Annotated in this window: 8 protein-coding genes; 5 read left to right on the top strand and 3 right to left on the bottom strand. The window is 73.3% G+C overall.

Annotated features, from left to right (window positions below; all coding sequences use genetic code 11):
- Positions 1-7: 7 nt before the first annotated feature.
- The 3 genes from ACFV6E_RS22955 to ACFV6E_RS22945 all read right to left on the bottom strand — a co-directional run bounded on the left by ACFV6E_RS22955 (position 8) and on the right by ACFV6E_RS22945 (position 3,098).
- Positions 8-604: a hypothetical protein gene (locus ACFV6E_RS22955; RefSeq protein WP_385464142.1), complete on the bottom strand. Its 597-nt coding sequence runs from the start codon at positions 602-604 to the stop codon at positions 8-10.
- A 147-nt stretch (positions 605-751) separates the two neighbouring features.
- Positions 752-1,972, bottom strand: a complete 1,221-nt coding sequence (locus ACFV6E_RS22950; RefSeq protein ID WP_385464139.1) for an alpha/beta hydrolase family protein — start codon at positions 1,970-1,972, stop codon at positions 752-754.
- Between the two features lie 730 nt (positions 1,973-2,702).
- Positions 2,703-3,098 carry an arsenate reductase ArsC gene (locus ACFV6E_RS22945; RefSeq protein ID WP_385464216.1) on the bottom strand — a complete coding sequence of 132 codons (396 nt, stop codon included), beginning with the start codon at positions 3,096-3,098 and terminating at the stop codon, positions 2,703-2,705.
- A gap of 24 nt (positions 3,099-3,122) precedes the next feature.
- Here ACFV6E_RS22945 and ACFV6E_RS22940 point away from each other — a divergent pair, with 24 nt between their 5' ends.
- From ACFV6E_RS22940 to ACFV6E_RS22920, 5 genes are all read left to right on the top strand, one after another.
- The gene (locus ACFV6E_RS22940; protein WP_385464137.1) at positions 3,123-3,422 is read left to right on the top strand and encodes a hypothetical protein; all 300 of its coding nucleotides are present in this window, start codon (positions 3,123-3,125) and stop codon (positions 3,420-3,422) included.
- A gap of 602 nt (positions 3,423-4,024) precedes the next feature.
- The gene (locus ACFV6E_RS22935; RefSeq protein WP_385464134.1) at positions 4,025-6,022 is read left to right on the top strand and encodes a galactose oxidase-like domain-containing protein; all 1,998 of its coding nucleotides are present in this window, start codon (positions 4,025-4,027) and stop codon (positions 6,020-6,022) included.
- 425 nt (positions 6,023-6,447) lie between these two features.
- Positions 6,448-8,835 carry a hypothetical protein gene (locus tag ACFV6E_RS22930; RefSeq protein ID WP_385464131.1) on the top strand — a complete coding sequence of 796 codons (2,388 nt, stop codon included), beginning with the start codon at positions 6,448-6,450 and terminating at the stop codon, positions 8,833-8,835.
- Positions 8,832-11,939: an SNF2-related protein gene (locus ACFV6E_RS22925; protein ID WP_385464128.1), complete on the top strand. Its 3,108-nt coding sequence runs from the start codon at positions 8,832-8,834 to the stop codon at positions 11,937-11,939. Before ACFV6E_RS22930 ends, ACFV6E_RS22925 begins: the two co-directional genes overlap by 4 nt.
- A gap of 47 nt (positions 11,940-11,986) precedes the next feature.
- Positions 11,987-13,216 (top strand): SWIM zinc finger family protein, encoded by a 1,230-nt coding sequence (locus tag ACFV6E_RS22920; RefSeq protein ID WP_385464125.1) that lies wholly within the window; start codon positions 11,987-11,989, stop codon positions 13,214-13,216.
- Positions 13,217-13,323: the final 107 nt, after the last annotated feature.

Below are 13,323 nucleotides of genomic sequence, written 5' to 3'. Positions count from 1 at the left end.
GGCGGTCTCACCCGGTACTTGGCCGCCGCACCGCAAAGCGTTCGCGACCGCCCGGAGCCGGTAGCGGTAGCGGAAACCGTGCCGGGCCCGGAGCCGGTTCCCGCTCCCGCGCGTCCCGCGACCAGCCCGCCCACGCCCCCGGTCGCATCGCCACCACAGCCGGCCTGCGGCAGCGCGGTGAACACCCCGGTCGCACCTGCCGGATCCACCCCCGCTCGACCAGCCGTTTCGCCTTCGACCGCACCCCCTCGACCTTCGCCGGCATCGCTGGGAGCCCCAGAGCTGCGGCCAGCTGCTGACAGCGCATGCCCTCCCGGCCGACGCCCGAGTCCAGCAGTTCCATGATGCGCTGGTACTCGGGTGCCGGCACGGATGCCGCCATGCCGTCGGTCCGGTGCGGCACCACCGATCCCGCAACCGCTCCGGGCAGCGGCGACTTCTCTGCCACGGAGGGCCGCTCGGCCAGCACCTCAGTCACCGTGACCCGGGCACCCACCAGACGCTGAAGCGCGTGCTCCGCTTTACCGAGCGCGGTCCGCAACCGTGCGACCTCTTCCCGGACCTTCTTCTCCCAGGCCTCCGGCAGATCGATCACCGACGGCACCAGCCACCTCCACGACCGAGAAGAGCGGACGGACACACCCATCTCTCCCGCCGTGAACCGACGCTCATGCCCGCCCAGTCCGCACCAGACGATCACGTTCGGAAAGCGGATGACGTCTCAGGTGGTCTGTCTCGGCTGGTCGGGGTCTCAGGGGAGGAACGTCACGGCGGGGAAGGCCGGGGACGGCCCGTCGAGCAGGTGTCCCCGGCGGTGTCGCAGGTGTTCGTCGAAGAACGCGAGCGGGTACGCCTGCTGGATCCTCACTGCCTGGTCGGGGTCGAGGGTGCCGATCACGTCCTGGAGCTGCTGCTTGCTCCATCCGAACACCTTCGCCACCTGGGGGAACAGCGCCTCGTTGTCGCCGTACGAGATATGGACGGCGCCCTGGGCCTGGATGTTCAGCCGCCAGCCTCGCAGATGCGACCAGAACGCGGCGGCCTCGGGATCCGTGGCCCGGGTGAACTCGGCGGACATCATCATGAACGGCCGGTCCAGGTCACCGGCGAGCGGCGGGTTCATCTGCATCGGACCGTCGAGGCTCAGACCGGCCCGGATGCGGTCGTCCGCGATCGTGGCGCAGGCGGTGGCTGTCCCGCCCTTCGACCAGCCGAACGCGCCCATGCGCCGCGGGTCGAGGGAGCCGAGCAGCCCGGCCGGCAGCTCCCGCTGGTCGACGTCCGGATTGCACCCCGCGGCGAGCTGCTCGACGCAGTCGAGGACGAAGCGCAGGTCGGCGGCGAAGTCCCCGGGCAGCGTCGGTGCTTTCGGGTCGTGGAGCGGGACGGCGACCCGGCCGTCGGGAAACGCGGTGTACGTGTCGTACTGGTGAGCCACCGTCACAGCCGTGTATCCGTGGCTGGCGAGCTCCTGGACCATGACGGTGTGGTCGCCCTGGTGGCTGTGCGCGCCGTGCGAGAACACGACGACGGGCAGCCGCCGGCCCGACCGCCGCAGCGGAGCGCTCACGTGGCCGGCAGTGAGCGGTGCCAGGGGGACCAGGTCGCTGAACCCGGCGTCGGCGAGGAATGCCTGAAGGGCGCCGGCTGGCATCCAGGGCGCCACCGGGTAGTGCTCGACGTTCCGGGCGGGGTACCAGACGGTGGCCATCAGCTCCCGGAAGTGCCCTGGGCCCGCGATGCCGTCCGGGCGTGACCGGTCGACGAGGTGCAGTGGGACCGTGCCTACCGGGTGCGGCCCGGTAGGCACGGGTAGCGTGAGCCGCTCCGGGGCGGGGGCGGGCCTGTCCGGGTCGGCCCACGCGGGGCTTGCGATGGCGGCGAGCGGCACGGTGGCCCCGGCGGCCAGCGCGACTCCCAGCATGCGGCGGCGTGTCAGGCTTCTGCAGGCGGTGAACGGCGAGGCGGTCATGGGACCTCCGTGTCCGGGACGTCAGTCGTGCCGCCACGGCCGGTCCGTGCGCACAACGGAACGCTGTCACATGCCCTCCCGTACGGCATCGGCCCACGGGTCTACACCCCTGGGCCGATGCGGTCGGCGGCGCAGTCCTCCGGGTGCCAGGCCGGCAGCCATCTCTCCGCATCACAGCAGATCCAGCAGCGCCGACCGTGCCGGACTTCGCCCGGCACGGGCCACCCAACGGCGGAGGAGTTCCTCTTTGCCCCGGCGCCGTCGTGGCACTCGTCTGTGTGCTGCTCGCCGTGGTGACATAGAGCCCCAGTGGTTCGTGCTTCCCCCGTCGCGGGCCACCGGCTGGAGGCGTGGCCGCCCGGCGCACCCGGCGGGGCCGCCCCGGGCTGTGCGCGCGGAGAGGCCGCCCACCCGCCGGCGGCGCCCCCCCGCGGGGGGGTGCCCCGGGCGGGGCCCCCGGGTTGGGGGGGTCCGGGTCGGGGCCACGGGTGGGGCACGCCGCTGTCTTTCCGCTCGTACCGGACGCGCACGCGGCGGCCGCGACCACCGGCTGGTGAGCGGCTGCGACGTGCTGTCGTCGCCTACCTGGACGGGCGGGACGTCGGCCGGTTGAAGGTCGGTGCGGAGAGCTGGTACCAGGCACGTATTCCAGGGCTGCGGTATGCCTACGCCAGCAGGGCCCTTGGGTGACGGGGGCTGTGCGCCGCGATGACGACGTCGGCTACCCCGCTTACGCAGTCGCTTCCGGCTCGGCCGGGGCGATCTCGGCGATCAGGCCCTCGACCAGGGTCTTGATCTCGTCGCGGATCGGGCGGACAGCCTCGACGCCCTGTCCGGCCGGGTCGTCCAATTTCCAGTCCAGGTAGCGCTTGCCAGGGAAGACAGGGCAGGTGTCGCCGCAGCCCATGGTGATGCACACGTCGGACTCCTTCACCGCGTCCACGGTGAGGATCTTCGGGACCTCGGCGGAGATGTCGATGCCGACCTCGGCCATCGCGGCGACGGCTGCCGGGTTGACCTGCTCGGCCGGGTTGGAGCCGGCGGAGCGGACCTCGACGCGGTCCCCGGCAAGACGGGTCAGCCAGGCGGCCGCCATCTGGGAACGGCCGGCGTCGCGCTGCGGCAGAGAGGAGTGGTGGAGCCGGCGCGAGTGGCGTCGGTGCGAGCGGGACCCGGCCACGGGCGCGTCGTCTGCTCCGTCACCGGCGTCGACGCCGTGCCGACGGGCGCCCGTGTATGGCGCGGCTGCGGTGAGTCGACCGCCCCCGGAGACACCCTCCCGGTGGTCTACGACCCGCGAGGGCTGGCGCCCGCACGGGGCGTCGCCGCCCCGGGTGAACTGCTCCAGGCGGAGCTTCGGCTGGCCGGCCTCACCGTCGTGTTCGTGGCCGGGTGCGCGATCGCGGTGGTGCGCTCGTTCGAGCTGACGAGTCGGCCGTCCATGGCGTGAGTGCCCGCGACGGCCGCTCTCCAAGCCCGCGCTACGCGGACCGGGACACCGCGCAAGGGCCGCCGTCCCGGCCGGTGGCATGATCCCTGTACCGCTGGCCGGAACAGCCGGTGACATGAATCCCGTACCACTGGCCGGAACAGCCGGGCGCGGCGTCGGCGGGTGACGGCCGCCCTCAGCGTGCGGTCACTCCGCCGGTGTGCGGCAGGGCTTGTGGCTGAGGACGAGTCGGCGGTCCGCCGTCGTCCGGCTCCCCAGCGACGTCCGAGGCCGCGCGCGCTCGCGCTCGCGGACGGGCGGCCCGGATCCGACCGGTCCGCCGGTGTGCGGCGTCTGTCGGGCCGGTCACGCAGCCGCGCTCTGGTCGCCGTGGGCTGCGGGGTATGGGAACGCACCGGGCGCGACGGGTCGGAGGCGGTGCACCGCCGGGACCGTGCGACGGGCGCGGGGCCTGTTCGTGCGTGGCGGTCCCGGACTCCTGGTGCTTGAGCCCTCCGAGTTATTTGCATAGTGCAAAGAAGCGTGTCGCCCCGGGTCCGCCGCGCAGCGACGGTAAGCCTCGACAGGTCCAGTTCGAGCCGCCCCGCCGTGGAGGCACCCCGATGGCCGCACGTTCCGCACGTCTCACCCGCCGCAAGACCTGGCTCGGCGCCACAGCCGTCGTCGCGCTGGCCGCGCTCAACGCCCCCGCGATGTCCGGCTTCGCCCAGCATGCCTACCACCGCTGGCGGATCGACCAGCCCGAGTACAGGGCCCGCTACGGCCATTGGTCGCTCGCCGGTCTGCCGGAGAAGTACCGGCTCAATTCCATTCACGCGATCCTGCTGCACACCGGCAAGGTGCTGCTGATCGCCGGGTCCGGCAACGACGTCGAGCAATTCGACGGCGGCGTCTTCAAGAGCACCCTGTGGGATCCGGCCGCCGACACCTTCAAGAAGATCGACACCCCGGCGGACCTGTTCTGCGGCGGGCACGCGCAACTGCCCGACGGCAAGGTCCTCATCGCCGGGGGCACCGCCCGCTACGAGAAACTCAAGGGCGACGTCAAACGCGCCGGCGGCGCCATGCTCGTCAAGAACGAGGACCCCGACCGCGCCCGCACCTTCCCCGAGGGCACCGTCTTCCGTTCCCCCGCCGGCGTGGAGTACCGCTCCCAGTTCGCCGTCCGGGTGCCCGCCGCGAGGAAGGCGGGACGGGGCGACCGCGTCCGGGTCACCGCGAGCGAGGCCCGGGTCTTCGTCGAGGCGGCCGACGAGGGACCACTCGGCATCACCAACACCACCGAGCAGTACGCCATCGACGGCCTGAAGGGCGCGGACGCCCGCAACCTCTACGGCATCGCCAACAAACTCGGTCTCGACAAGAAGGACTTCCAGGGCATCAAGGACGCCTACGAGTTCGACCCGGTCACCGAGAAGTACACCAAGGTCGCCTCGATGCGCGAGGCCCGCTGGTACCCGACCCTGACCACGCTCTCCGACGGCCGCGTCCTCGCCGTCTCGGGGCTGGACGACATCGGGCAGATCGTCCCCGGCAAGAACGAGCTGTACGACCCGTCGACGAAGACCTGGTCCAAGGCGCCGACCCGGTACTTCCCCACCTATCCGTCCCTCTTCATGACCGGCAGGGGAAAGGTCTTCTACTCCGGATCGAACGCCGGATACGGTCCCGCGAACAAGGGCCGTAAGCCCGGCCTGTGGGATCTGGCGACCAACACCTTCACCACTGTTCCCGGCCTGAGGGACCCGGACATCCTGGAGACCTCCTCCTCCGTGCTGCTGCCGCCCGCGCAGGAGGGGAAGGTGATGGTGCTCGGCGGCGGAGGCGTCGGCGAGTCGCCCGCGTCCACCTCCCGCACGGCGGTCGTCGACCTGAACGCGAAGCGGCCCGCGTTCGAGCCGGGACCCGACCTGCCGCAGGGGACGAGGTACCTCAACAGCGTGATCATGCCGGACGACACCGTGTTCACCACCGGCGGCAGCGGCGGCTACCGGGGTAAGCACGCCAGCGACATCCACAAGTCGCAGATCTACGACCCCGCGGCCAACACCTTCACGCCGGCCGCGGACCCGCAGGTGGGCCGTGACTACCACACCGAGGCCCTGCTGCTGCCCGACGGCCGGATCGCGGTGTTCGGCTCCGACCCGCTCTTCGCCGACAAAGCCGGCTCCCGCCCCGGTCACTTCGAACAGCGCGTGGAAATCTTCTCGCCGCCCTACCTCCACCACGGGAAGCGCCCCCGGCTGACGGCCGACGGCGACACCGAGACCGTACGTGGGGACGAGATCGTGCTGCGGACCGCGCACCCCGCGGACATCGACCGGGTACGGCTCATGCGCCCCGGATCCGCCACCCACGTCACCGACTTCGACCAGCGCTCCGTCGCCCTGGACATCACCCGCCGCACTGCCGGCGCGCTCACCGTGCGCGTACCGGAGGACCCGGCGCTCGTGCCGCCCGGCTGGTACATGACCGTGGCCGTGGACAAGCGGGGCGTCCCGTCGCCCGCGGTGTGGGTCCATGTATCGCGGTATCGCGCGGATGAGGGCTCGGCAGCCGAACGGAGAATCACCCGGATCACGGGCACGCTGACGCGTTAGCCGGCCGGCCGGAGCTTGAGGAGAGCAGCCGCTCGCCAGCCGGCGGGTGCGAGGCCGACGCCGTGGCCGAGGGCCTTCAGCCGGCGGACCAGGGCGCGGGTGCGGCGACCGGGGATTTCTCGCGGCCGCAGCGAGTGACGCCATCCGAACGAGTCGTTCACGCGACGAGCCGGTGCCGGGACGGAGGCTTCCCGTCCGCCTCTCCGGGCGCCTGGCACAGGTCCAGTGGCCTGGCAGACGTCCGCGTCACGGCACGCCCCAGCACACGACGCGGCCCGCGCGCAAGCGGGCCGGAAGCTTTTTGCCAGGCGTACGACCCGGTGGGCTCTTGCTGCCAGAATGGCCGGGTCAGCCATTCGGCGCACGTGGTGGCTCCAGGATCCGTCGCAGCCCGTGGGCCGCCGATGAGTGGAAAGCGCACGCCCATGAACGCCCCGTACCGATCCGCCGCACAAGTCCCTTGCGTCCACCGGCTCAAGGTCCGGCTCGAGGGGACGAAGCCGCCGGTCTGGCGACGGCTGGTGGTTCCCTCGGACATCACGCTGGGTTCGCTGCACGATGTGATCCAGTCGGTGTTCGGCTGGCGCGATGCGCACCTGCACGTCTTCGTGGACCGCTCGGGCGTGCAGTACGCCCCGCCCGTCGACATCGGTGTCCCGGCCTTCGACGAGGAGGAGACCGCCCTCGCGGACGTCCTGCCGCGTGTCGGCGACCGCTTGGACTACACCTACGACTTCGGTGACGACTGGCTGCACCGGATCACGGTGGAGGAAGTGCGCCCGGCCGGGCCGGGCGAGCGGGATGTCCCGCTGTGCACGGGCGGGCGGCGGGCGATGCCTCCGGCCGAGGACCTCGGCGGCTCGTGGGGACTGGCCGAACTCCTCGACCGGTACGAGGCCGAAGAGCGCCCGCGCGCCACCGTCGTCCGGCGTGCGGGCGGAGAACGGCGGGAGTACGACGGACCGTACGACGAGGTACTGGCCCGCCTTCACGAGGAAGGGTTCGACCCGGCCGAGTTCGATCCCGCCGAGGCCGGCCGGGCACTCGCCGGCATCCGGCTGCGGCGGACGGCGGGCACGGGGCGCGCGAAGCACGACGGGCCGAGTGGGCGGCCGGTGCCTTCGGGGACCTACCACTGCGAGTGTGGAGAGCCGCACCGACTGTCCGGGGACACCCCTGACGGGCCGGGCGTGGGGGAGCTGCCCTCCGGTTTCTTCGAGGCCGAGGGATTCCTGCTGCCGGCCGTGCGGTTGCCCGGCGAGGCGGAGCTGGCGCGAGCGGTACGCGGCGTACCCGTCTTCATGGCCGCTGTGCGGCTCGGGCGCTGGTGCACGGCGGGCCACGGCGCGGGAAGCGAGGGCCGCAAGATGCCGGCGGGCCAACCGCGGCGGGTGAAGGGCGGGCGGGAACTGACGCCGAAGGGGCTGCTGCGGCCCGTGCTCGCCCGGCAGGCGATCGAGGAGGCGGAGTTGTGGCGTATCGCCCCTGAGGACTGGGGCGACCCTGATGAGCGTTCGGCGCGGCTGGCGAAGGTCCGCAGCGCGCTAGACATGGAGTTGCTGAACCTGCCCTGGGAGTGGGCGCTGAACTGCGGTTTCGTGGAAGTGGAGGGCAACCGCGCGTTCGCAGGCGATGCGCTGCCGGACGAGGACGACGACGCGTCCCTGCTCGCCGCATGGCGGGAAGCGGCGGCGGGCGCGGTGGCCGACCTCTCGCTCGGCATTCCCGTCGCGGACGGGCCTCTTGAGGCGCTGGGGGAGGTGCTCGACGAGATCCCGCCTCTGGTCTTCTTCATGCTGCTCGACGCGTACGGGCTGCCGGACGGGGAGTGGCTGGACGTTGCCGGCCGCCTCGCGGACGGTCTGGAGGGGCTGCCCCAGGGCCCGGCCAGGCAGTTGGTGTCGGCGCTCCTGGCCGAGCAGTTCGACGTCACCGCCGGGACGCTGGAGTTGTTCGGCGCCGCCGAGTGCGAGGTCGGCGAGGACACGTACGGCGAGGACGCCTACGGCCAAGGCACGTACGACCAGGACGCCTACGAAAGCGGCGAGGGCCTTGACAGCGGCGGCGAGAGTCCGGTGGGCGGGGGCGTCGTGCTGTCCGGCGATCCGGGCGCCCTGCTGCGGGGAGAGCGTTTCCGGCTCACTCCGCTGGGGCGCTCAGGCTTGCGCACGCTGCTCGTCCAGGTGGGGATCCCGGCACCGGTGATCGGCTCACTCGCACGGGCGGACGCCGGTGAACTGCTGGCCGCACTTGCTTCCTTCCCTTCCGAGGCGGACGCGGTGACGGAGGTGGCGGGCTGGCTGGCCGGGCGCTCCGCCACGGACGCGGCGGTCCAACTGGTGGACGCCTGCGACGGTACGGAGCCGGCCGACGCGCTGCGGCGCCTTCAGGCCCCGCGGGTGCTGGCCGCCGTACTGGCGGCGGACGACTCCGGGCGGGCGAAAGCGGTGCTGCGCAAGGCGGCCGTCTCCCAGGTCACCGGTTGCTCGCACGCGGCGGCCTCGATGCTGCGCCGGATCGGGGAGCCCGCCGGGAGCGAGGCGGCCTGGGGGCTGGAGTGGATGCTGGTGGACGGCATGCTGCCGTTCGCGCGCCGCGGTGAACAGGCGGTGCGTGAGCGGCTGCTGGCCGGTTCCGGCGAAGGGCAGCGCCCGCTCGACCAGATCGCCGAGCGCGCCGACGACCTGTGGCGCGCCCGTCATCCGCACGCCCGCGAGGTGCTCGGCACACTCGCCGGCGCCGTCGAACCGGTTGACAAACCGCTGGCCAAGCGGTTGCGGAAGGCGACGTTCAAGGCGGGGAGCGCCACGTGAGCCCACTCGTACAGGAGGCCGGCGGGGCCGTGCCGCCGGCCGATCCCGTCGCCGTCGGCTGGGCACGCGAGCGGCTTGTCGCCGGAGGCTGGGCGGCCGTGTTCGTCCCGGCCGATCCGGGGCAGCCGGCCCGGTTCGGCCGTCTGGTGCTCTACCGTCCCTCCGCCGGCGCGCGCCGCGTGCCCGCCGCGGTCGCCGTTCCACAGCGGGTGGAACGGGTCCGGCTGCCGCTGGTCCTGCCGCACGGCGGGGGAGTGCGTACTCGCAGCACGGAAGGCTGGGCGCTCGGCATCGGCGACATGCTCACCCTGCTGCTCGATCCCGCTCTGCTGCCCGTCACCGCCCTGTTGCTCGATCCGGTGCTGCTGCCCGATACCGCCCTGTTGCCCGATTCCGCCCCGTCCGCCCCGGGGGCGGATATGTCTCCCGCTCCTGGAGCCGGTCCGTCACTTCCTCCCGGTGCCCGTCCGTCCTCCGCTACCGGGACCCGTCCGTCGCGCGCTGCCGAAGTGCACCCGTCGCTCGACGCCTGGGCGGCCGTCGCCCGCCGTGCCCTTGAACTGATCGGTGAGGGACGCCTGTACCCGGCGCTGACCTCGGCCGCGTACCCCGTCTGGCGCTTCGGTCCGCCCGGCGCCCGAGGCAAGCGGGACCTGGACGCGCTGGCCGCCGCCCTGCCGCCGTACGCCCACAACCTGCCCGCGCCCCGGACCGGCGACGGGGCCGCGCGGATCGCCGAACCGTCCGCACTGGTCGGGGAGTTCTGCGACGCGCTCGCCGACACCCTGCCGCGCACCCCGGCCACCGGCTGGGCGGCGCCCGGCAACCCGTACGCCGTACCCGCGACCGCACCGCATCCGGGGCTGGCCGCGTGGGCGGACGAGGTGGCCGCCGAGCGGGCCGCGCGGGTCGGCGTGGAACTGCGGGTGGAACCCCCGGCCGGGCGCCGCCGCGTCTTCCGGGCGGTGCTGCAACTGCGTACGGCGGCCGATCCGTCCCTGGTGCTGGACGCCGCCGAACTGTGGGCCGGCCCGGACCGCGCGCAGCGGCTGCTGGGGCCGCACGCCGAGGCCGAGACGCTGCTCGCGCTGCGCCGCGCCGCCCGCGCCTGGCCGCCGCTGACCCGCCTGCTCGCCGAAGCCGCCCCCAGCGCGCTGCTGCTGGACGACGAGGAAGCCATGGAGCTGCTGGGGGACGCCACCGACACGCTGCGCACGGCGGGCGTGCGCGTGCACTGGCCGCGTGAGCTGGTCAAAGCCCTCGAAGCGCGGGCGGAGATCGGGGCGGCCACCGCGCCCGGCTCGACCGTGAACACCCTGCTGGGCCGCGACACTCTCCTGGATTTCTCCTGGCACGTCGCGCTCGGCGGTGACCAGCTCACCGAAGCCGAACTCGACCAGCTCGCCGAGACCCGCCGCCCCCTGGTCAAGCTGCGGGAGCAGTGGGTCGTCGCCGACCCGAAACTGGTGGCCCGGCTCAAGCGGCGCCGCACCCGCGAACTGGCCCCGGTGGACGCGCTGCGGGCCGTGCTGACCGGAGGTCTCGAGGACGACGGCGAGCGCTTCGCGGTCCAGGCGGCCGGCGCCTTCGGTGAACTGGTCGCACGGCTGCGCGACCCCGAGGGCCGTGCCCCCGTCCACGTACCGGAGAGGCTGACCGCCACCCTGCGCGGATACCAGCACCGCGGCCTGTCCTGGCTGGCGGACATGACCCGCCTCACCCTCGGCGGGGTCCTCGCCGACGACATGGGCCTGGGCAAGACGGTCACCCTGCTCGCCCTCCACCTGCACCGCCAGGAACAACCCGACACCGCGGGCCCGACCCTGGTGGTCTGCCCGGCCTCCCTGCTCGGCAACTGGCAGCGTGAGGCGGCCCGCTTCGCCCCCACCGTGCCGGTACGCCGCTACCACGGCGGCGAACGCACCCTGGACCATCTCGCCGACGACGAACTCGTCCTGGTCACCTACGGCGTGCTGCGCCGCGACCGGAAACGCCTCGCCGCCGTGAAGTGGTCGCTCCTGGCCGCCGACGAGGCCCAGCACATCAAGAACCCCTACGCCACCACCGCCCGCGAACTGCGCGCCCTGCCCGCCCGCACCCGCGTCGCCCTCACCGGCACCCCGGTGGAGAACAACCTCTCCGAACTGTGGGCGCTGCTCGACTGGACCACCCCCGGACTGCTCGGAACGCTGCCCGCGTTCCGTGACCGCTTCGCCAAACCCGTCGAGCGCGCCGCCCTCGGTACGGACGACGACGCGGAGGCCGCCGGCCGGGCCCAGGAGGCGGCATCCCAGCTCGCCCGTCTGACCCGCCCGTTTTTGCTGCGCCGCCGCAAGTCCGATCCCGGCGTCGCCCCCGAACTTCCGGCCAAGACCGAGACCGACCATCCCGTCACCCTCACCGGCGAGCAGACCGCGCTGTACGAGGCGCAGGTCCGCGAGGCCATGGCCGCCATCGAGCAGGCTGACGGCATCGCCCGCCGCGGTCAGGTCCTCAAACTGCTCACCGCGCTCAAACAGATCTGCAACCACCCCGCCCACTACCTGCGCGAGAACGGCCCGCTGCCCGGTCGCTCCGGCAAGCTGGAACTGCTCGACGAACTCCTCGACACGGTGGTCGCCGAGGAGGAGGGCGCCCTGGTCTTCACCCAGTACACGCAGATGGGCCGGCTCCTCGAGCGGCACCTCGCCGACCGCGGCGTCCGCGCCCGCTATCTGCACGGCGCCACCCCCGTACGGCGGCGCGAGGAGATGGTCGACGCCTTCCAGCAGGGCGAGTTCCCCGTCTTCCTGCTCTCCCTCAAGGCCGCCGGCACCGGCCTCAACCTCACTCGCGCCACCCATGTGATCCACTACGACCGGTGGTGGAACCCGGCCGTGGAGGACCAGGCCACCGACCGCGCTTACCGCATCGGCCAGGACCACCCCGTCCAGGTCCACCGGCTCACCACCCAGGGCACCGTCGAGGACAAGGTCGCCCGCCTGCTCGGCGCCAAGCGCGCCCTGGCCGACCAGGTCATCGTCTCCGGCGAGGCCGCCCTGACCGAACTGTCCGACGCCGACCTGGCCGAACTCGTAGCCCTGTCCGGGGAGTTCGAGGCATGACCGAGGAGCCCGCCGTATGACCCCCGCCCGCAGCGCCCCGCACCGGTGTGCGTGCCTTCGCCACCACCTGGTGGGGCCAGGCATGGGTGGACGCCCTGGAGGCCTCCACCCTCGACGCCGGACGCCTCTCCCGGGGCCGCACCTACGCGCGCAAAGGCATGGTCGGTCCGGTCACCGCCGCACCCGGCGTACTGAGTGCCGAGGTGGAAGGCAGCGCCCCGCGGCCGTACGATTCGGCGGTCCGCCTCCGCGTCCTCACCGCCACCCAGTGGGACACCCTCCTCGACACCATCGCCGCCCAAGCCGGCCGCACCGCCGCCCTCCTCGACGGCGAGATGCCCGCCGACCTCGTCGACGACGCCCGCACCGCCGCCGTCCCGCTGCTGCCCGAACCGAGCGAGCTCGATCCGGAGTGCTCCTGCCCCGACTGGGGCCACCCCTGCAAGCACGCCGCCGCCCTGTGCTACGCCACCGCCACCCACCTCGACGCCGATCCCTTCTGGCTCTTCACCCTGCGCGGCCGCACCAAGGACGCGGTCCTCACCGCGCTGCGCACCCGCCGCCGGACTCTCACCGGCGGCGGCGCGTCACCGGCGGACAGCTCACCCGGCGGCCGGGGCGTGCCCGCCCGGGAGGCGTTCACCGCCTGGAGCGGAACCTTCACGCCGCCCGCGCCAGGACCGGCCGAAGACACACCGGACGCCGGCGCCGACGCCTTCGCAGCGGTCCCGCCCCCTCCCACCACCGTGGTCCCGCCCGGCGCCCCCTTCACCACCGAAGACCTCGGCGCGCTCATCCGTGACGCCGCCCGGCGTGCCCGCCGCCTTGCCACCGGACACACCGACTCCGTCACCTGCGCCCCGGTCGAGGACGCCGTACGCCTGGCCGCCTCCGGCATCGGCGAAGACTGGTTCCACCGCCTCGTACGCGCCACCGGTCTGCCCCCGCTCGAGTTCGCCCGCCTGGTCCGCGCCCACCGCCACAGCGGACCGGCCGGTGTCGCCACCGCCCGCGCCGCCCTCACCCCGGACCCCGCGGCCATGGCCGCGGCCCGCACCGCCCTCACCGCCGACGGCACCCCGACCCTGCGCGCCTGGCGCAACCGCCTCACCGCCGACACCGAAGGCATCCAGATCCGCCTCGGCTCCGACCACCGCTGGCACCCTTACGTCCGCGAAGGCCAGGGCCCCACCGCCCAGTGGTGGCCCTGCGCCCCCGCCACCACTGACCCGGTCACCGCCCTCCTCGCGGCCCGCACCGCCACCGCGACGCACTGAGTCGACTCCTCGCGCCGGGCAGAGGACCATCGCACCAGGGGAGCAGCCCGGGCGGCGCTTCGATGCTGCCGAATCCGGCCGACAGCCCTCCGCTGACCGATCACGAA

Origin of the sequence: Streptomyces sp. NPDC059785 (genome assembly GCF_042732375.1) — a bacterium.
Lineage (GTDB): Bacteria > Actinomycetota > Actinomycetes > Streptomycetales > Streptomycetaceae > Streptomyces.
The sequence above is the reverse complement of the archived record's forward strand: the minus strand, read 5'-3'. Positions and strand labels throughout refer to the sequence as shown.

Excerpts from the sequence above, each read along its gene's own strand:
- ACFV6E_RS22950 (WP_385464139.1), bottom strand. The coding sequence starts at position 1,972 with ATGACCGCCTCGCCGTTCACCGCCTGCAGAAGCCTGACACGCCGCCGC.
- ACFV6E_RS22935 (WP_385464134.1), top strand. The coding sequence starts at position 4,025 with ATGGCCGCACGTTCCGCACGTCTCACCCGCCGCAAGACCTGGCTCGGC.
- ACFV6E_RS22930 (WP_385464131.1), top strand. The coding sequence starts at position 6,448 with ATGAACGCCCCGTACCGATCCGCCGCACAAGTCCCTTGCGTCCACCGG.